The sequence below is a fragment of the Mesorhizobium sp. P2_E9 genome (assembly GCF_056403815.1).
Window position 1 is genome coordinate 388,139 of the sequence record NZ_JBFUET010000002.1, and the last position, 20,271, is coordinate 408,409.

General features: G+C 64.4%; 18 protein-coding genes. 16 read left to right on the forward strand and 2 right to left on the reverse strand.

Annotation, left to right across the window (positions count from 1 at the left end; genetic code table 11):
- Nucleotides 1–27: 27 nt before the first annotated feature.
- Nucleotides 28–1,245: an NAD(P)/FAD-dependent oxidoreductase gene (locus AC1D05_RS05060; RefSeq protein ID WP_477438784.1), complete on the reverse strand. Its 1,218-nt coding sequence runs from the start codon at nt 1,243–1,245 to the stop codon at nt 28–30.
- A 14-nt stretch (nt 1,246–1,259) separates the two neighbouring features.
- Nucleotides 1,260–2,024: an HpcH/HpaI aldolase family protein gene (locus AC1D05_RS05065; protein WP_477439121.1), complete on the reverse strand. Its 765-nt coding sequence runs from the start codon at nt 2,022–2,024 to the stop codon at nt 1,260–1,262.
- A gap of 134 nt (nt 2,025–2,158) precedes the next feature.
- On the opposite strand from AC1D05_RS05065, the gene AC1D05_RS05070 reads away from it, so the two are divergent.
- From AC1D05_RS05070 to AC1D05_RS05145, 16 genes are all read left to right on the forward strand, one after another.
- Nucleotides 2,159–2,971, forward strand: coding sequence for a shikimate dehydrogenase family protein (locus AC1D05_RS05070; protein WP_477438786.1), 813 nt, complete (start codon nt 2,159–2,161; stop codon nt 2,969–2,971).
- On the forward strand, nt 2,964–3,770 hold the full coding sequence (locus AC1D05_RS05075) for an SDR family NAD(P)-dependent oxidoreductase (protein WP_477438788.1): 807 nt from the start codon (nt 2,964–2,966) through the stop codon (nt 3,768–3,770). The genes AC1D05_RS05070 and AC1D05_RS05075 overlap by 8 nt, the downstream gene beginning before the upstream one ends.
- Before the next feature lie 40 nt (nt 3,771–3,810).
- Nucleotides 3,811–4,158, forward strand: a complete 348-nt coding sequence (locus AC1D05_RS05080; protein ID WP_477438789.1) for a RidA family protein — start codon at nt 3,811–3,813, stop codon at nt 4,156–4,158.
- Nucleotides 4,159–4,309: 151 nt separating this feature from the next.
- Nucleotides 4,310–5,098, forward strand: coding sequence for a FadR/GntR family transcriptional regulator (locus AC1D05_RS05085; protein ID WP_477438791.1), 789 nt, complete (start codon nt 4,310–4,312; stop codon nt 5,096–5,098).
- Between the two features lie 291 nt (nt 5,099–5,389).
- Entirely contained in the window at nt 5,390–6,100 is a 711-nt protein-coding gene (locus tag AC1D05_RS05090) for an SDR family oxidoreductase (protein ID WP_477438793.1), read from the forward strand.
- A 12-nt stretch (nt 6,101–6,112) separates the two neighbouring features.
- Entirely contained in the window at nt 6,113–6,862 is a 750-nt protein-coding gene (locus AC1D05_RS05095) for an SDR family NAD(P)-dependent oxidoreductase (RefSeq protein ID WP_477438795.1), read from the forward strand.
- Between the two features lie 81 nt (nt 6,863–6,943).
- Nucleotides 6,944–7,891 (forward strand): LysR substrate-binding domain-containing protein, encoded by a 948-nt coding sequence (locus AC1D05_RS05100; protein ID WP_477438797.1) that lies wholly within the window; start codon nt 6,944–6,946, stop codon nt 7,889–7,891.
- Nucleotides 7,892–7,979: 88 nt separating this feature from the next.
- The gene (locus tag AC1D05_RS05105) at nt 7,980–9,014 is read left to right on the forward strand and encodes an amino acid ABC transporter substrate-binding protein (RefSeq protein WP_477438798.1); all 1,035 of its coding nucleotides are present in this window, start codon (nt 7,980–7,982) and stop codon (nt 9,012–9,014) included.
- A gap of 82 nt (nt 9,015–9,096) precedes the next feature.
- The gene (locus AC1D05_RS05110; protein WP_477438800.1) at nt 9,097–10,260 is read left to right on the forward strand and encodes an ABC transporter permease subunit; all 1,164 of its coding nucleotides are present in this window, start codon (nt 9,097–9,099) and stop codon (nt 10,258–10,260) included.
- 84 nt (nt 10,261–10,344) lie between these two features.
- Nucleotides 10,345–11,337, forward strand: a complete 993-nt coding sequence (locus AC1D05_RS05115) for an amino acid ABC transporter permease (RefSeq protein ID WP_477438802.1) — start codon at nt 10,345–10,347, stop codon at nt 11,335–11,337.
- Between the two features lie 10 nt (nt 11,338–11,347).
- A complete protein-coding gene (locus AC1D05_RS05120) occupies nt 11,348–12,112 on the forward strand; it encodes an amino acid ABC transporter ATP-binding protein (protein ID WP_477438804.1) in 765 nt (254 codons plus the stop codon).
- Nucleotides 12,113–12,166: 54 nt separating this feature from the next.
- Nucleotides 12,167–13,573, forward strand: coding sequence for an FAD-binding oxidoreductase (locus AC1D05_RS05125; RefSeq protein ID WP_477438806.1), 1,407 nt, complete (start codon nt 12,167–12,169; stop codon nt 13,571–13,573).
- Nucleotides 13,574–13,689: 116 nt separating this feature from the next.
- Nucleotides 13,690–15,360: a thiamine pyrophosphate-binding protein gene (locus tag AC1D05_RS05130; RefSeq protein WP_477438808.1), complete on the forward strand. Its 1,671-nt coding sequence runs from the start codon at nt 13,690–13,692 to the stop codon at nt 15,358–15,360.
- The gene (locus AC1D05_RS05135; RefSeq protein WP_477438810.1) at nt 15,357–17,453 is read left to right on the forward strand and encodes a hydantoinase/oxoprolinase family protein; all 2,097 of its coding nucleotides are present in this window, start codon (nt 15,357–15,359) and stop codon (nt 17,451–17,453) included. The genes AC1D05_RS05130 and AC1D05_RS05135 overlap by 4 nt, the downstream gene beginning before the upstream one ends.
- Entirely contained in the window at nt 17,450–19,069 is a 1,620-nt protein-coding gene (locus AC1D05_RS05140) for a hydantoinase B/oxoprolinase family protein (protein WP_477438811.1), read from the forward strand. The genes AC1D05_RS05135 and AC1D05_RS05140 overlap by 4 nt, the downstream gene beginning before the upstream one ends.
- Complete coding sequence (locus tag AC1D05_RS05145) at nt 19,066–20,268, forward strand: pyridoxal phosphate-dependent aminotransferase (protein ID WP_477438813.1); 1,203 nt, start codon at nt 19,066–19,068, stop codon at nt 20,266–20,268. Before AC1D05_RS05140 ends, AC1D05_RS05145 begins: the two co-directional genes overlap by 4 nt.
- Nucleotides 20,269–20,271 lie beyond the last annotated feature (3 nt).

Consider the following 20,271-nt stretch of genomic DNA (forward strand, 5'->3'; position numbering starts at 1 on the left):
GCTGGGTAAAGTCCAGCGCTCCTCGCCTCAGATCACGGCTTCTTCCAGGAACGGTTCGTTGCGCGCAATGCGCTCGTAACAGAACGGCGACAGATCAAGCGTCTGGAAAGCGCCGTGAACGATGAGTTCTGAAACCGCGCGGCCCACGGCCGGCGACTGTTGCAGCCCATGCCCGGAAAAACCATTGGCGAACATGAAGTTGGTCACCTCGGGGTGGAAGCCGACAATGCCGTTGTGGTCGAGCATGTTGTATTCGTAGTGGCCGGTCCAGCTGGTCTGGACCTTCAGCGCATCGAAGGCCGGAATGCGGTGCCAGAGCGCCGGCCAGATGTAGTCGTCGAACTCCTCGAAATGCATTTCGAAGTCGTCATAGTCGGCCGGGCCGTCGCCCTGCGGCGTGTTGCCGGTGAGGAAAAGTTCGCCTTCCGGCCGCACGAAGGTGCCGGACAGGTCGATGACATTGGGCATGCGGCCGGGGATCGGAGTGGCGCTGGCGAAGACGAAGCTGTAGCGCTTGTAGGGAGCGACGGGGATGGACAGGCCGGCCATGGCGGCGACCTGCTGCGCGCGCGGGCCGGCGGCGTTGACCAAGGTTCCGCAGGCCACCGTCTCACCGGTTGCCAAGCGCGCCGAGACGACGCGCCCATCGGCGATATCCAGTCCGGTCACGGCGTTGTCGATATATTCGACGCCGCTGGCGCGCGCGGCGCGACGGAAGCCGTTGAGCAGGCCCATGGAATCGAACCAGCCCTCTTCACGCGAGCCCCAGGAGCCGCCGCCGAGATCCTCGACATTGAGCCAGTGGAAACGCTCCTTCAGCAGGCCCGGCTCGAGGAAGACGGTGTGGGCGCCGAGGCTGCGCTGCAGGTCGACGCGCTCACGCGCGGCTTCCACGCCCTCGGGTGAACAACAGTAGAGATAGCCATATTCCTTGAAGCCGAGATCAGGCGCCGGCTCGTCCTTGTAGAAGGGCGCCATCCGCTCCGGAAAATTGCGGATAATGTCGATGCCGAACTGGCTGATCTTCACATTGATCGGATTGGAATATTGCTGGCGGATGGCGCTGGTGGAGAGCGCAGTCGACGAGAAGGTGTAGCTCGAGTCGCGCTCGACCACGAGGATCGAGGCGCCATTGCCCAGCGCCTGGCTCAGCCAATAGGCAGTCGACGAACCGACGACCGCGCCGCCGACGATGACGATGTCGTAAGCAGTGCGCGACGGCGCCTTGTAAGGAGGAATTGCCACGGTTTGTCTCCGGTCTACTGGTTGAAGGAAGCGATCAGGGCATCCGAGCCCCGCGCCAAAAGGCCAAGGTCCGAGCCGACGGCGACCATGGTGAAACCGTCGGCGAGATAGCGGTCGGCATCGGCCTTTGCCGGCGCCAGGATGCCGCTGGCCTTGCCTGCCGCCGTTGCGGCCTTGCGCACGGAGGCGATCGCGCCCTGGACATGCGCGGCAGCCGGATTGCCCATCGCGCCCATATTGGCCGAGAGGTCGCCGGGCCCGACGAAGAGCACGTCGACGCCGTAGACGGCGGCGATCTCGGCGGCATTGGCCACGCCTGTCTCGCATTCGATCTGCACGGCGAGAAGCTGCTGCTCCCGCGCCTTGGCGTGGTAGCCGGCGATGCGGCCGAAGGCATTGGCGCGGTGACCGACGGAGAAGCCGCGGACGCCACCAGGCGCATAGGTCATCGCTGCAACAATGGCGCGGGCCTGATCGGCCGTGCGCACATTGGGGATCATCAAGCTGCGCGCACCGATATCTAGCGCCTGTTTGATCAGATTGGCATCGTCGGAAGGCAGTCTGACGACGGCCTCGCTGTCGAAGCCGCCCATGACCTGAAGCTGCGCCATGATGCTGCGCAAATCGTTGGGGCTATGCTCGCCATCGATCAGCACCCAGCCGGCTCCGGAGCCGGCGACGATCTCCGTGGTGAGCGCCGAAGCCAGCGAGCACCAGATGCCGATATGAGCCCGGCCGGCCGTCACGGCCGCCTTCAAAGTGTTGCGGCGCTCCTGCATTTTCGCGGTGATCTCCAGCCAAAGAAGGTGCATTGAAATTTGTATGATGTCCTATATCATATGGCTTTGACTCGATGCAAGATGCGCCCGACCGCTGAGCGACCATGAACTGTCAAACGGAAAGGAATAAATCGATGCGCGGAACCGGCAAGGCCGATGTCTTCGTCATGCTGGCCCACCCCGTGGGCCATGCCAAAAGCCCGGGCATGTTCAACGAGATCTTCGAGCAGAAGGGCCTCGACAGCCTGATGGTGCCGCTGAGCTGCCGGCCTGAGGATTTCGACACCTTTTGGGCCGGCATCACGGCGGCCGAGAACATCCGCGGCGTCATCATCTCGGTGCCGTACAAGGTCGCGGTCTACCACAAGTGCTCGGCCGCGCATGACCGCGCCGCGCGGGTTGAGAGCGCCAATTCCGTGCGCCGGCTGCCCGATGGAAGCTGGTACGCCGATAATTTCGACGGCGTCGGCTTCATCGACGGGCTGAAAGCGGGCGGGCACCAGATTGCCGGCCGCCGCATTCTCCAGGTCGGTGCCGGCGGCGCCGGTGCGTCGCTGACTTATTGCCTGGCCGAGGCAGGCGCGGCGGAGATCCGGCTGACCGACATCGACCGGGGACGCGCGGAGAAGCTGGCCGCGCTGGTCGGCAAGTCTTTTCCAAAATGCCGGATCGAGGTTGGCCAGCCCGATCCATCCGGCATGGACATGGCGATCAACGCCACGCCTTCCGGGCTGAAGGCCAGCGATCCGCTGCCCATGGACGTGAGCAAGCTGACCCCGGACATGACGGTCGTCGACATCATCATGGAACCGGCTGAGACGGCGCTGCTCAAGGCAGCCAAGGAGATCGGTTGCCGAGTCCAACCCGGACGCCCGATGATGGACTTCCAGGTTGAAGCCATGGCCGAATTTTTCGACATCGAGCGCAAGGATCGCAGCCATGGCTGAGCCACTGACCGCCGTCGTCATCGGCGGCACTTCCGGCATAGGCCGCGCGATTGCCTTGCGCTTCGCCGAGGACGGCTACCAGATCGTCGTCGCCGGCCGGGACGCGACACGAGGCAAGGAGGCGGCCAGCGCCTGCAAGGCAGCGGGCGCGCCGCGCGCGCTGTTCGTCCAGACAGATGTCGCCGAAGCTTCCTCGGTGGAGGCGCTGGCCGAGGCCGTCAGCGGCGCGTTCGGCACGCCTGAAGTCGTCGTCAACTGCGCTGGCATCCTGCAGAGCGGCAAGCATGTGCTCGACCAGGATCTGGACGAGGACGAGAAGATGTGGCGGGTGAACTATCGCGGCACGCTGCTGGGTTGCCAGGTGTTCGGCCGGCTGATGTCGGCTGCCGGACGCGGCGCGATCCTGAATGTCGGCTCGCTCGCCTCCTTCGCGCCGCTGTCGCTGCCGTCCTACACGCCCGGCAAGCACGCGGTTCTGGCCTTGACGCAGATCCTCGCGGCCGAACTTGGCCCACACGGGGTGCGCGTCAATGCGGTGGCGCCCGGCTACACACTGTCCGACGGGTTGAAGGCGAGGATCGCCAAGGGCGAGCGCAACCCCGAAGCGATCCAGGCGACCACGGCCTTGCGACGCTTCGTCGAGCCGCGCGACGTGGCAGAAGCGGCGCTGTTCCTCTGCTCGAACCGTGCCGCGTCGATAACCGGCGTCACCTTGCCTGTCGACGCCGGCTGGCTCGTTCATGCGCCTTACGCGCAGTACCTGCAAGGCAACCCCATCCGGCAGGCGCCGGCAATCTGACCCCATCCGGCGGACTCCGGAAATCTGACGAGGACAACCAGTGAGCGACATCCAGCGTTTCGACTTCGACACCCGCATCCACCACGGAGTCATCCACAATGGCACACTCTATCTCACCGGCCAGGTTGCAAGGCCGGGCCAATCCGCGGCCGACCAGATGCGCGAGGTGCTCGGGAAGATCGATGCGCTGCTGGCCAAGGCAGGCACGGACAAGACTCGCATCCTGCATGTGCAGATGTGGCTTGATGACGTCAGGGATTTCGACGAGGTCAACACCGTCTGGGACGCCTGGATGCCGAAAGAACATGCGCCGGCGCGTTCCACCGGCGAAGGACGGATGGCCAAGCCCGGAATGCTGGTCGAACTGATCGTCACCGCGGCGGTTTGAATGGTCCTGCCGGTTCGGGCATCATCGCGAATCTGGCGAGAGCAATTCCAGGAAAAGTGTGAGCGGTTTTCCGTCTGGAATTGCGTCAAAACAAAGAGTTAGAGCGGTTCGCCGTTTCCATGAAACGGTGAAACGCTCTAAGGGGAGACTGATGACGAAGCGCAAGCCGCTTTCCACCGTCGTGGCGGAAAGCCTGTCCGAAAAGATCCTTTCCGGAACGCTGCTTCCCGGGGCGCAATTGCCGACCGAGGCGGAGCTTTGCGCCGAATACGATGTCAGCCGCACCGTGGTGCGCGAGGCTGTGGCGCGGTTGCGCTCCGACGGCATGGTGGTGCCGCAGCAGGGGCGCGGCATGTTCGTCAGCGAAACACCAGTGCCGCGCAATTTCTCGATCCCGGACGAGGCGCTGAGGACCTTGCCGGAAACCATCGCCTTGCTCGAACTGCGGTTGAGTGTCGAGGTGGAGTCCGCCGGCCTTTGCGCGGAACGGCGAACCGAGGCGGAGGCGAACGGCATCCGCGCGCTGATGGAACAGGTCGACGCCCAGCAGGCGGATCCGGCAGTCGTCCAGATCCACTACGACTATGATTTCCACCTGGCGATCGCCAGAGCGGCACGCAATGAATTCATCCACGGCTTCCTCGCCTATCTCAGGCCGATGATCGTTCCGCGTTTTCAGCTCGGCTACGTGGTCACGCCAGAGCGCAAGGACAGCTATTACACGCGCATCCACAACGAGCACAAAGCCATCGTCGACGCCATTGAAAGGCAGGACGGCCGCGCAGCGCGCCAGGCCATGCGCAAGCACCTGCACAATAGCCTCGGGCGCGTGCGTGCGCTGGCCCGGGCTTCCGGCGTCGAGGCGACGGAGGCCGAGCAGAAGGCGGCAGCGGCCTCGCTGTTCACCGATATGAAGAGGCCCTCGCCGACCGGCGGATAAGGCTCGGCGGCATCGAGCGCATAGGCCTTCGGCGGCGACCAGATTAGCGACACATTGCGAAAGCCATGTTTTTGCGCCGCCGGATGACCGAAAGCGCTTTCAGCAGGGTTAAGCTGCCGTTTTTCCACCGTTTCCCGGGATTTTCAGCCTCGGCATCGGGGTGACCACCTGCCCGATTTTCGGACGCGATAAGAGAGTTCGAAAGTTTATCTTTCCTTTTTGCTGGTTTTCTTGGTTTCGCGGCGCCGGCCAGCGCCGCACATTGAAATGCAGGCAAACGGGGAAGCCCAGGTGACGACAGCCTTCATCACAGGAGCGACGAGCGGCATAGGGCGAGCCATGGCGATCGCGTTGAGCGATGCCGGCTACGAGGTCTATGCGGTCGGACGCAGCCAGGCCGCGCTCAAGGCGCTGCAGGCCGAGCGGCCCGGCATCGTGCCGATCGCCGTCGACATCACCGATCGCGAGGCGCTGGAGGCGGTTCTGGCGGATCTCACCATCGACGTGCTGATCAACAATGCCGGGATCATGCCGCCGCTCGGCAATTTCGCCGACATGAAGATATCAGACATCGACAGCACGCTGGAGATAAACCTCAGCGCGGCGATCCTGCTCACCCGCCTCGTCGTTCCGCAGATGCGCGAGCGGCAGTCCGGCCACATATTGTTCACCGGCTCCACGGCGGGCCACGCGGCCTATTCCAACATTGCCGTCTACTCAGCCACCAAGGCGGCGATATCGGGCTTTGCCGCAGCGCTGCGCGCCGACCTCTCGCCATCTGGCATACGCGTCACCGAGATCGTTGCCGGCCGTGTCGAGACGCAGCTCTACCAGGACATACTCGACGCCAAGGCGCGTGCCGCCATGTACGCCAGCAAAGTGGTGCAGCCGGATGACGTGGCCAGGATGGTCGTCGCGGTGCTTGCGCTGCCAGCATGGGCCGACGTCACCCGTTTCGACATCATGCCGACCTGGCCAACATCGCCGAGCGGCACCAAGTAAGGAAGACTTTAAATGAAGGATCTTTCCGTTCTGATCGTTGGCGGCGGCGCCGGCCTTGGCGCCCTCCTGGCTGAGATGGCCGTGGAGGCCGGGGCGGCGAAGATCGGCATCATCGACATCAATCAGGAGGCCGCAGAGTCCGCGCTCGCGCCGGCGAAGGCCAAGGGCCTGCCGACCGCGGCGGCTGCCTGCGACATCCAGGTCGGACCGCAATGCCATACCGCATTCGATGCCATCGTTTCGAAGCTCGGACGCGTCGACACGCTGATCAATTGCGCCGCGATCTACCCGCGCCGCCCGCTTCTGGAAATCAGCGACGCCGATTGGGACGCCTCCAACGGCATCAACATCAAGGGCACCTATCACATGATGGTGGCAGCGGTTCGCCACATGCAGTCGCAGGAGCCGAAGGCCCATGTGCGCGGCCGCATCGTCAACCTGACTTCCGTCGACGCCTTCAAGGCGCATCCGCAGAACGCCCATTACGCGGCAACCAAGGCCGCGGTCGTCAGCCTGACGCGTTCCTTCGCCCACCACGTAGCGAAGGACGGCATTCTGGTGAATTCGGTGGCGCCGGCCGGCATGGCCACGGAGAAGGCAAAAGCGCTCGGCTTCCTGGACGAACTGGCCAAGGCGAGCCCGCTCGGCCGCGGCGCCGAGCCGACTGAGATTGCCGAATGGGTGCTCATGACGGGTGGCCCGAAGAACACTTACATGACCGGCGAAAACGTCATTGTTTCAGGTGGTTACATCTACGCTTGAGGCGAGGTTTCGCAGCCGGCGGCGACTGACTACGGCAGTGCATGATCAACGGAGCCTCGAGCGGAAGGAGCGGAATTTTCGATGACCGGCAAGCTGCGCCTTCCCTCACTGAACGCGCTTCGCGTCTTCCACGCCGTGGCGCAGCACAAGAGCTTTCGGCAGGCCGCGGATGAATTGCTGGTCACACCGCAAGCGGTCGGCCAGCAGATCAAGCTGCTGGAAGACACGCTCCAGGTGACGCTGTTCGAGCGCAAGGGCCGGTCGATCGAATTGACCGAGTCCGCCATCCTGCTCTCGCACTACGTCAAGGCCGGCTTCGACGAGTTTTCGGAAGGTGTGCGCCGCGTCACCAAATCGACCTACCGCGACCGCATCAACCTCAATGCGAGCCCGTATTTCGCCACGCACTATCTGCTGCCCAGGCTCTCGCTGTTTCGGGAAATCCTGCCGGGCGCGGATCTACGCCTGACGACGATGGTCGACCTGCCGGATTTCGGGCGCGACGACATCGATATGACGGTGCAGTGGGGCTACGGCAACTGGCCCGACTACGAGACCACGCTGCTGGTGCCGGACCCGAAGATCATCTGCTGCACACCGGCGATCGGCGAAAAGATCAAGTCGGCGCATGAGCTGACGAAGTTCACACTGCTCGACACCGTCAAGTCGAAGCGTCTGTGGCCGGACATATTGCGCCACCTCGGCGTCGAGCTGACGGAAGGCGACCGCAGCATCAGCTTCGACGATGCGGCGACCATGCGCCGGGCGACCCTGCAAGGCATCGGCGTGGGCCTGGTCTCCGTCATCGACGCCGAGGAAGATTTTCGGGCGGGCACGCTGGTCGCGCCGATCGGCCGCGACGCCATCGCCGATATGCGGCCGGAGGAAGTTCCCGGCTTCTACCTTGTCGTCCCGCGCGGGCATCTGCGCGTGAAGGCTGTGGCCGCCCTGCATCGATGGCTGGCCCAGCAGGATTGGCGAAACGACCTCGCGATCTCCTTGCCGAAACCGACCCCGCTTTCCGACTAGGAAGCGGCTTCGAGACCGAACTGCGAAAGGTCCCTTTCGCGGCTCCAACAACAAGAAACGGAACAATTTCAACAGCGGAGACGACAACATGAAGACGATGAAATGGGGGGCTGCGGCCCTGGCCCTTGGCCTCGTGCATTTTTCAGCGCCGGCGCAAGCTGCCGGCGGCAAGACACTCGACACGGTCAAGGCACGCGGCGTGCTGAACTGCACCGGCCATGACGGCTCCTATCTCGGCTTTGCCGAGGTGGACGACAAGGGCAACTGGAAGGGCATGGACATCGACCTCTGCAAGGCGGTGGCCACGGCGGTGTTTGGCGATCCGACCAAGCTGAAGGTCGTTCCGATCAGCTGGGCGCAGCGCTGGCCGGCGTTGCAGTCGGGCGATGTCGACATCATCATCAAGGCATCCGGTGGCACGCTCAGCCGCGACACCGAACTCGGGCTGCAATTCTCGATGTCCTACTACCTCGGCACGACCAAGGTGATGGCGCACAAGGAACTCAATCTGAAGTCGCTGAAGGACGCCAACGGCGGCACGATCTGCATTCCCGCCGGCACCTCGCAGGAACAGCAGGTCGCGGCCTATTCTGCCAAGCTCGGCATCAAGCTCGAGCCTGTGCTCATCGAAAAGACCGAGGAACTCGAGCAGGCCTATTTCTCGGGGCGCTGCGATCTCTATGCGCAGTGGGGTCCGACGCTGGCCATCGCGCGCATCGCCAAGGGCAAGGTCGAAGACCATGTCATCCTGCCCGACGTGCTCGCGGTCGAGCCTGAAGTGATGATCATGCGGCAAGGCGACGACAATTGGGTCGACATCGCCAACTGGACGCTGAGCACCCTGATCTTCGCCGAGCAGGAAGGCATCACCTCTAAGAATGTCGACGAGATCAAGGCCAAGCCGACCTCGCCGCAGGTGGCAAAATTCCTCGGTGTGACGCCGGGCATGGGCAAGGGTCTCGGGCTCTCCGACGACTGGGCCTACAAGGTGATCAAGAATGTCGGCAATTACGGCGAGATCTTCGAGCGCGATCTCGGCAAGGATTCGCCCTACAAGATGGACCGTGAGCTGACCAATCTCTGGAACAATGGCGGTGTCCTGTTCCCGCTGGTCATCGACTGATAGGGTCTGAACGCATCCCGCTCCAGGCTCCGCCCGGCCTCTGCCGGGCGGAGCCGACGGCAATTTCGAGGAAGATTGATCGATGGTCAGCCTGCTGAGAAATCAGAAGGGCCGCAACACGCTGTTGCAGGTTCTCTATGTCGGCTCGATCACAGCCCTGGTGCTCGCCGGGGTCGTGATCGCGCGACGGAATCTGGCTGAGCAAGGCATCACCTCCGGCTTCGACTTCCTGTTCAAGTCGACGGGTTGGGATGTGAATTTCACGCTGCTGCCCGCCACCGCCAATGACCCCTATTGGTGGTTTTTCCTCATCGGCATCACCAACACGCTGTTCCTGGGGACCGTCGGCCTGATCCTGGCGACGATCGTCGGCACCATCGTCGGCCTGGCACGGACCTCCACCAACGAACTGGCGCAGCTGCTTGGCCGCACCTATGTCGACATCTTCCGCAACATCCCGCTGATCCTCCAGGTCTTCTTCTGGTACGCGCTGATCACGCACCTGCCGCCGCCGCGCGCCGCGCATGAAGCCTGGGGCTTTCTGCTCACCAGCCGCGGGCTCTACATCCCGTTCCCCAATGTCGGCGGTGTGACAATGGCGCTGGCCCTGTTTGCCTTGCTCGCGGCAATGGTGCTGCCGCTCTGGCTGGGCAGCACATCGCGGCTCAGCCAGGCAATCGGTCAGCGGCGTGGCATCCAATTCGCCACCGCTGCGGCAGCGCTTGCCTGTGCGGCGGTCGTCCTGGCGATCGGTCGCCTGCCCGACGCGCCGTTCATCGATTTTCCGGCACTGCAGGGCCTGAACCTCAGGGGTGGCCTGCGTATTCCGCCGGAGTTTTCCGCGCTCGCCATCGCCATCGCGATCTATGGCGGCTCCTACATCGCCGAGATCGTGCGCGGTGGCTTCAAGTCTGTCGGCAAGGGCCAGATGGAAGCGGCGCTCTCGCTGGGCCTGAGCCCCTGGCGGGTGTTCACGCTGGTGCGACTACCGCTGGCGCTGCGCGCCATGCTGCCGATCCTGGCCAACCAGTATGTCTGGCTGATGAAGGCGACCACGATGGGCATCGCGGTGGGCTTCACGGATTTCTTCATGATCGTGGCGCTGACGATCAACCATTCCGGCCAGACGCTCGAAGTGATCGGCATCCTGATGGCAGGCTTCCTCGCCATTAATCTGTCGCTGGCCGCCCTGTTCAACCGCCTCAACAAGGCCATTGCCCTCAAGGGCAATCAGTTGAGGGGCTGAGCCATGGAGATTGCCGCTCCACCCGCCCCCGGAAAGCTCGAGGATTTGAGGCGACGTTTTTTCGCGACGCCGCTTCAGGCCGTGATGTCGCTGATCTCCCTGGCGATCATGGCTTTCATCGTCTGGAAGCTGCTCAACTGGGCTGTCTTCTCGGCCGTCTTCACCACCAGCGGCGGACCGGAGGCCTGCCAGGCCGCGGCCGGGGCCTGCTGGTCGGTCATCGCGGCCAGGTGGCGCATCATTCTCTTCGGCCTCTATCCCTACGAGGAGCAGTGGCGCTCGGCACTGGCCTGCGTGGCCGTGGTGGTGATGACGGTGCTGAGCTGTATTCCAGCCTTCTGGACGGGCCGCCGCATCGCGCTGGTCTGGGGGATCGGAACCACCGTCTTCTACGTGCTGATGAAAGGCGGCGTGCTCGGCCTGCCCTTCGTCGGTGAGGAAGCGTGGGGCGGGCTGGCGCTGACCTTGTTCATCTTCGTCACCACCTGCCTGATCGGCTTCCCCCTGGCGATCTGCCTGGCTTTGCTGCGCCGGTCGGAGCTGCCCTGGATTTCGCGCACCACCGGCCTGATCATCGACGGGGTGCGTTCGCTGCCGCTGATCTCGATCCTGTTCACCTTCGCCATCGTGCTGCCGTTCGCGCTGCCGCAATGGCTGCAGGGCGACAAGCTGTACCGGGTGATCCTGGGTTCGGCGCTGTTCTTCTCCGCCTACCAGGCGGAGATCGTGCGCGGCGGCATGCAGGGCGTCGCCAAAGGACAGGAGGAAGCCGCCATGGCGCTCGGCATGCGCTATTGGCAGCGCATCGGCCGCATCCTGCTGCCACAGGCCATGCGCAATGCACTGCCGGCGACGATCAACCAGTTCGTCATCTCCTTCAAGGAGACCTCGCTGGTAGTCATCGTTGGCTTCTTCGAGATCCTGGCGTCCGGCAATGCGGCCTATGGCACCGGCGAATGGCGCTTCGCCTATGTCGAGGTCTACGCCTTCATCGCCTTCATCTACTTCGTGTTCGTTTTCAGCCTATCCCGCTACGGCGCCTTCCTTGAGCGCCGCATGTCGGTCAGCGAACGGTAGGGGCGCGGACATGATTTCAGGTAAGTCCACGCAATCGGCCGGGCCTGCGCTCCGCATCGAAAATCTCGACAAATATTACGGGTCGTTTCGCGCACTGCGGGGCGTGAACCTGTCCGTGGAGCGCGGCGAGAAGATCGTCGTCTGCGGTCCCTCCGGCTCGGGCAAGTCGACCATGATCCGCTGCATCAATCGTCTCGAACAGCATAATGGCGGCCGCATCACCGTGCTCGGCACCGAGCTCAACGACGATGTCGGCAACATAGACGAGATCAGGCGGGAGGTCGGCATGGTGTTCCAGCACTTCAACCTGTTTCCGCACATGACGGTGCTGGAGAACTGCATGCTTTCACCGATGATCGTGCGCAAGCAGCCGCGCGCTCAAGCCGAGGCGACCGCCCGGCGCTATCTGGAAAAAGTCCGCATTCCCGAACAGGCGATGAAGTTTCCCGGCCAGCTTTCCGGCGGCCAGCAGCAGCGGGTGGCGATCGCGCGCGCCCTGTGCATGCAGCCGCAGATCATGCTGTTCGACGAGCCGACCTCGGCGCTCGATCCCGAAATGATTTCGGAAGTGCTCGACGTCATGGTGACGCTGGCTTCCGAAGGCATGACGATGATCTGCGTCACGCATGAGATGGGCTTTGCCCGCCGCGTCGCCGACCGCGTGGTCTTCATGGATGGCGGCGAGATCGTAGAGGAGGCGCCGCCGGACGAATTCTTCACCGCATCCCGCAACGAGCGCACCCGACAATTCCTGTCGCAGGTGCTGGGCCATTGAACGGCATTTTTGAAGATGCAACGTTCAGCACGATGCACACCTTCAGGTATTTCCATGACTGATCCCACAGCCGCGTTGCGCGCGATCCTCGGACCGAAAGGCTGGCTTTCGGGCGACGATGCCGCGCCCTACCAGCGCGATTGGCTCAACCGTTATGGCGTCGCGCCGCTGGGCGTTGCGAGACCCTCGACCACCGCTGAAGCGGCCGCGGTCGTCGCGGCATGCCGGGAGGCCGGGCTGGCGGTGGTGCCGCAAGGCGGCAACACCGGGCTTTGCGGCGGTGCCGTCGCGGAACAGCCGAACGCCATAATCGTCTCGCTGTCGCGCATGACGGCGATCGGCGAACCGGATCGGGAGAGCGGATCGATCACTGTCGAGGCAGGCGTCGTACTTGCCGCGCTGCACGAGGCGCTGGAACCGCATGGCCTGATGTTTCCGATGCATCTTGGGGCGGAAGGCAGCGCTGGGATCGGCGGCCTGGTCGGCACCAATGCCGGCGGCAGCCAGGCGTTCCGCTACGGCATGATGCAGGATCTCGTGCTCGGCCTCGAAGTCGTCACCCCGGACGGCGCCGTGTGGGACGGGATGCGCGCGGTGCAGAAGGACAATGCCGGCTATCAATTGCGCAAGCTGTTCTGCGGTGCGGAAGGCACGCTCGGCATCGTGACGCGCGCGGTGCTGCGGCTCTACCCCACGCCAAGGCAGCAGGCGGGCGCGCTTCTCGTCATGCCCGACTTCGCCGCCGCCGTTTCGTTCGGCGCCTTCCTGCGCGGCGAGGCCGGCGAGTTTCTCACCGGCCTCGAATTCTTCAGCGATGTCGGCTTGACACTGGCGCTCAAGCACTTGCCCGATCTCGCCTATCAACTGGGGACACGGGGCGATGTCTATCTGCTCGTCGAACTGGCTTCCGGCTCACCCAGAGTTCCCCTCGACGAAATCCTGAATTCGGCGTTGGAATGGGGGATGGAGGAAGGCCTGGTCCTGGATGGGGCGCTGGCAACATCGGGCGCGCACCGGGCGCAGTTCTGGCGGCTGCGCGAGGAACAGCCGGAAGGGCAGCGTCTGGAAGGCGAACAGCTCAAGCACGACATCTCCGTGCCGCCGGGCGCGATCGCTCGCTTCATCGAGGCGGGCGCGACGATCTGCCAAGACATTCTGCCCGGCGTGCGGATCAACCCGTTCGGCCATCTCGGCGACGGCAACATCCACTACAATCTGTCGCCGCCGGAAGGCCGTGCCGATTTCGACAGCAAGGCCGGACGGTTTGCCGAGGCACTGTCGGCGCTTGCCACCAAGATGGGCGGCAGCTTCGCGGCCGAGCATGGGCTTGGCCGCGCCAAGATCGCGCTGGCAGAGCGCAATCGCGGCGCGGTGGAGCGGGAGCTCATGGCGCGGCTGAAGGGCGCGCTCGATCCGCTGGGCACGATGAACCCCGGTGTTCTGCTACGGACTGCTGAGTAAAGAAAAACTTTCGAATAGACGGCATTTCTTGATTTCGTCCCACTGCGCCAGCGTGCAGGTATAAATCCGAAAGGCAGGCCGGATCCGCTTGCCGCCAGACCGAGGATGTCGAAAACATGATCCGCAACGGCGGCCGCCTTCTTGTCGAATGCCTGATCGCGCTCGGCGCGACCAAGAGCTTCGGTGTGCCCGGCGAAAGCTATCTGGCAGTTCTCGACGCGCTGCACGACACGCAGGGCAGGCTGGACTATGTGCTGTGCCGCAACGAGGGGGGTGCGGCGTTCATGGCATCCGCCTACGGCAAGCTGACGGGATCACCGGGCATCTGCTTCGTCACACGCGGCCCGGGCGTCACCAATGCCAGCATAGGCGTCCACACGGCCATGCAGGACAGCTCGCCAATGATCCTGTTCGTCGGCCAGGTCGGCACCGACATGAAGGGCCGCGAAGCTTTTCAGGAGATCGACTACCGGGCCGTCTACGGCACGGTCGCCAAATGGGCGGTCGAGATCGACGACGTCTCGCGCCTGCCCGAGATCGTCGCGCGGGCCTGGACCACCGCCCTGACCGGACGGCCCGGCCCCGTGGTGGTCGCGCTGCCGGAAGACATGCTGACCAGCCTGACCGAGGCCGCCCCGCTCAGCGGGCCGGCCACGATCTTCGAGCCGGCGCCGAGCGCGGACGCGATTGTCTCGGCACTCAAGCTGCTGGCCTCGGCCGAGAGGCCGGTCCTGCTGATGGGTGGCGCCAACTGGACGCAGGAAGGGCGCACGGCGCTGCAGGCTTTCGCCGAGGCGTCCGACATCCCGGTCGTGGCCGCCTTCCGCTACCAGGACCAGTTCGACAATCATTCACCCGCCTTCGTCGGCGAGGCAGGTGTCGGCATGGTGGCGCATGTCAAAAACCTGATCCGCGATGCCGACGTGATCCTGGCTGTCAATGTGCGCTTCGGCGAGATGACCACGGATGGCTATACGCTGCTGTCGGTGCCGCAGCCGCGCCAGAAGCTGATCCATGTCCATGGTTCCGACCGCGAGATCGGCAAGATCTATGTGCCAACGATTGGTATCCATGCCGGCCCGAACGCCTTCGCCAAGGCGCTGACGCCGGTCAAGGGCGCCTGGACGGAATGGCGTGCGGCGGCGCGCAAGGCCTATGAAGCGACATTCGCGGCACCCGTCCAGCCCGGCCCGGTGGATATGGTGGCGGTCAGCGCCTGGCTGCGCGAGACCTTGCCCGCCGACGTCATCCTCACCAACGGCGCCGGCAATTTCACCGTGTGGCCAAACAAGTTCTTCAAGTTCGGACCGCAGGCGCGGCTGCTTGCGCCGCAGTCCGGGGCGATGGGCTACGGCCTGCCGGCGGCCATCGCGGCGAAGGTCGCATTCCCGGAGCGCGCGGCGGTCTGCTTTGCCGGCGACGGCGATTTCCAGATGAATTGCCAGGAACTGGGAACCGCCATGCAGGCGGGCGCGCAGCCGATCGTGCTGATCCTCAACAACGGCATCTACGGCACGATCCGCGCGCACCAGGAACGCCACTATCCGGCCCGCATTTCAGGAACCTCGCTCGAAAACCCCGACTTCGTCGCGCTGGCGAAGGCCTATGGCTTCCATGCCGAGCGGGTCGAATCCACCGGTGATTTTGCCGCCGCCTTCGGTCGCGCGCTCGCCTCGACGACGGGCGCGGTTCTCGACATCGCCATCTCGGCGGAAGCGCTGACGCCCCGACAGACCCTCTCCCAGATGCGCGAAGCCGCGCTCGCTTCGCAGAAGGCCAAGGCATGACCTCAGGAATCGACGACATCCGTCTTGGCGCTGACATAGGCGGCACGTTCACCGACATCGCGCTTGAGCTCAGGGGAACGCTGTTCTCGACCAAGGTGCTGACCAATTATGCAGCGCCCGAGCAGGCGATCCTCGACGGCATTGCCGTCGTCACCCGCGATGCCGGCATTTCGCCGTCCGAGATCGGCATCATCATCCACGGCACGACGCTCGCCACCAACGCCCTGATCGAGCGGCGCGGCGCGAAGACCGCGCTGGTCACGACCGAAGGCTTTCGCGACGTGATCGAGATGCGGACGGAAAACCGCTTCGAACAATATGATCTGAACCTGCAGCTGCCGACGCCACTCATCCCGCGCGAGCACCGCTTCACGGTCAAGGGCCGGATCGGCGCCGAGGGACAGGAGTTGCAGCCGCTCGACGAAGCCGCGCTGGAAGAGATTGCAGAGCGGATCGCGGCCGGCGGCTTCGGCTCGGCGGCGATCGGCTTCATCCACGCCTACGCCAATCCGGCGCATGAGCGCCGCGCGCGCGAAATCCTGTCCCGCCAGCTCAACATCCCGATTTCGATCAGCGCCGAAGTGTCGCCGCAGATGCGCGAGTTCGAACGCTTCAACACGGTCTGCGCCAACGCCTATGTGCGGCCACAGATGGCCGACTATCTCGCCCGCTTCCAGACGCGGCTGAAAGATATGGGCGCCGAATGCCCGGTCTTCATGATCCATTCGGGCGGCGGCCTGATCTCGGTGGAGACCGCTTCCGAATTTCCGGTGCGCCTGGTCGAGTCCGGCCCGGCCGGCGGCGCCATCTTCGCCGCCGATATCGCCCGGCGCTTCGGCCTGGAGAAGGTCGTTTCCTACGATATGGGCGGCACGACCGCGAAGATCTGCCTGATCGAGGATTTTGCGCCGCGCACGGCGAGAACTTTCGAGGTGGCGCGCACCTACCGCTTCTGCAAGGGCTCGGGCATGCCGATCTCCATTCCCGTGATCGAGATGATCGAGATCGGCGCTGGCGGCGGTTCCATCGCCTGGGTCGACGCCATGGGCCGGATCCAGACCGGGCCGGAAAGTGCCGGCTCGGAGCCGGGACCTGCCTGCTACGGCCGTGGCGGCAAACGCCCGGCGATCACCGACGCGGATCTCGTGCTGGGCAAGCTCGACCCCGACAATTTCGCCGGCGGCGCGATCCGGCTCGACACGACAGCTTCCGAACAGGCGATCCTGCGCGATGTCGGCGAGCGGCTGTCGCTCGACGCCATGTCGACGGCCTTCGGGATCTGCGAGGTGGTGGACGAGAACATGGCCAATGCCGCCCGCGTCCACGCGGTCGAGAACGGCAAGAACATCTCCGACAATGTGATGATCGCCTTTGGCGGTGCTGCGCCCCTGCACGCGGCACGGCTCTGCGAAAAACTCGGCATCGAACGCTGCATCGTCCCCAAGGGGGCGGGTGTCGGCTCGGCGATCGGTTTCCTCAAGGCGCCATTCGGCTACGAGGCGCTGGCGTCGAAGCTGACCCGCCTGTCGCGGTTCAAGCCGGCCGAAATCAATGCCTTGCTCGGCGACCTCAAGGCATCAGCCGAAAGCTTCGTGCGCAGCGGCGCCAGCGGCAGCATCACCTGCGAAATCACCGCCTTCATGCGCTATGCCGGCCAGGGCTGGGAAATCCCCGTGCCGCTGCCGGACAAGCCGTTCGGCGACGATGCCGCCACGGGGCTCAAGGATTTGTTCGAGGCGAACTACCAGCGCTTCTTCGGCCGCGCCATCGAAGGGCTCGACGGGCTGGAGATCGAGATCGTCACCTGGTCGGTCAAGGCGACGGATATAAGGCCTGATGTCGCCAGGCATGAGCTCACGGCAGGCACACGGACCAGCCAGCCGGCCACCACCCGCGCGGTGTTCGATCCGGCAAGCGGCGCACCGCAAACCTACGGTATTGTCGAACGCGATACGCTCTGCGCCGGTGATCGCGTTGCCGGTCCGGTGGTCATCGTCGAACGCGAGACGTCCACCGTCGTCACCACCAGTTTCGACGCCGTCATCCAGAGCGACGCCGCCATCCTTCTGATCCGCAAAGGCAGCCAGTCATGAGCGACATCAGCGACATCCGCATGCAGGTGATGTGGAACCGGTTGATCTCGGTGGTCGAGGAGCAGGCGCTGACCTTGCTGCGCACCGCCTTCTCGACCTCGGTGCGCGAGTCCGGCGACCTGTCGGCCGGCGTGTTCGATCCACGCGGCCAGATGCTGGCGCAAGCGGTGACCGGCACGCCCGGCCACGTCAACACCATGGCCGAGGCCGTGCTGCATTTCATGCACGAAATCCCGCGCGACACCATGTTCGAGGGCGATACCTATGTCACCAACGACCCCTGGCTGGGCACAGGCCATCTGCACGACATCACCATGGTGTCGCCATCCTTCCTGAACGGCGAGCTGGTGGCCTTCTTCGCCTGCACGGCGCATGTCGTCGACGTCGGCGGGCGCGGCTTCGGCGCCGACGCCAAGTCCGTCTACGAGGAAGGCATCCAGATCCCGATCATGAAATTCGCGGAAAAGGGCAAGGTCAATCTCGACCTGGTCAGGATCCTGCGCGCCAATGTCCGCGAGCCGAACCAGGTGGTCGGCGATTTCTATTCGCTCGCCGCCTGCAACGAGGTCGGTCATCGCCGCCTCGTCGACATGATGAAGGAGATCGGGCTCTCCTCGCTCGACGGGCTCGGCGACTTCATCTTCTCACGCACACGCGACGCCATGCTCGAGCGCATCAAGGCGCTGCCGAAAGGCAGCTGGTCGAACGAGCTTGTCACTGACGGCTATGACGCGCCGGTGAAACTGGCGGCAAAAGTGTCGGTCCGTGACGACCATGTCGAAGTCGATTTCACCGGCACCGACCCGATGAGCCGCTGGGGCATCAACTGTCCGATCATCTACAGCAAGGCCTATGCCTGCTACGCGCTGAAATGCGTGGTGGCGCCCGACATTCCCAACAACGCCGCCTCGCTTGCCTTCTTCACAGTGACGTCGCCGGTCAACATCCTGAACGCGGTGCGGCCGGCGCCGGTGGCGCTCAGGCACATCTTCGGCCACATGGTCCCCGATCTCGTGCTGGGCGCGATCTCCCAGGCGCTGCCGGGCAAGATCCTCGCCGAAGGCGCCGGCGCGCTGTGGAACATCCACATCTCCGTGCGGCCGGTCGCGGGCGGCCAGGGCCGGCGTGCCGAAGTGCTGATGTTCAACTCCGGCGGCATGGGAGCCCGGCCCAGCCTCGATGGCCTTTCGGCGACGGCGTTCCCCTCTGGCGTCCACACCATGCCGATCGAGGCGACGGAGCACACCGGGCCGATCGTCATCTGGCGCAAGGAGCTGCGGCCGGACTCCGGCGGCGACGGCGAATTTCGAGGCGGCCTGGGACAGATTATCGAGATCGAGGCGATCGAGGGCCATGAGTTCGACTTCTCTGCCATGTTCGACCGCGTCAATCACCCTGCCCACGGACGCAATGGCGGCGGGCCCGGCGTCGCCGGCGTGGTCAAACTGGACGATGGCACGCAGATGCGGCCAAAGGGCTGGCAGCATGTTCCGGCCGGCCGGCGGCTGATCCTCGAATTGCCGGGCGGCGGCGGCTATGGCGATCCGGCCAAACGCAGCACCGAGGCGCGGGCGAACGACCGCTCCAAGGAATATATTTCGGAGAACGGCAAATGAGCTACATCGCCTCGCGCCTGTCGGCGGTGAAGCCCTCGGCTTCCATGGCGGCCTCGCAAGCCGCCAAGGCGCTGCGCGCCAAGGGCGTCGACGTGATCGATCTCGGCTTGGGCGAGCCGGATTTCCCGACACCCAGCCACATCATCGATGCCGCTCATGTCGCGGCCAAGGCGGGACAGACGCTGTACACGGGTGCGGCCGGCACGGCCGAGGTGCGTGAAGCCATTGCCGGCAAGTTCCGACGCGAGAACGGGCTGGATTACACGGCCGACGACATTGTCGTGGCCAACGGCGCCAAGCAGATCATCTTCAACGCGCTGATGGCAACGCTGGAGAGCGGCGACGAGGCTATCCTGCCGGCCCCCTATTTCGTCTCCTATCCGGAAATGGTGAAGCTGCTCGGTGGCACGCCCTTCGTCGTCGAATGTCCGGAGACGTCGGGCTTCCGGCTGACGCCAGAAGTGCTGGAGGAGGCCATCACGCCGAGAACGAAGTGGCTTTTCCTCAACATGCCGGGCAACCCGTCCGGTGCGGTCTATTCGCAATCGGATCTGCAGGCGCTGGGCGCGGTGTTGGCAAGGCACCCTCAGGTGCTCATCCTCTCAGACGAAATCTACGAGCACATCCTGTTCGACGGACGCGAATTCGTGTCCTTCGGCAAGGCCTGCCCGGAACTCAGGGATCGCACACTGATCGTCAACGGCGTTTCGAAATCCTATGCGATGACCGGCTGGCGTGTCGGCTACGCCGCCGGACCGGCGCCGCTGGTGAAAGCGATGTCGACCATCCAGAGCCAGTCCTGCACCTCCGTCTGCTCGATCTCGCAGGCAGCGACGGTCGCCGCGCTCAACGGCCCGCAGGACGAAGTGGCGCGTTTCCGGCAAGCGTTCGAGGCGCGCCGTGATCTGGTCGTCGGCGGGATCAGGAAGATCAATGGCCTCGCGCTGTCGCCGCCGGATGGCGCCTTCTATGCCTATATCGGCTGCGCCAGCCTGATCGGCCGCAAGACGCCCGGTGGTGTCGTGCTGGACGACGACACGGCGGTGGCAAACTATCTCCTGAACGAAGGCCGCGTAGCTTCGGTGCCGGGTGCTGCCTATGGACTTTCACCCTATTTTCGTATCTCGACCGCGACCAGCGAAGAGGTGCTGACCGAGGCGATCGCGCGGATCAACGCCGCCGTCGCGCAAGTGGAGTAGATG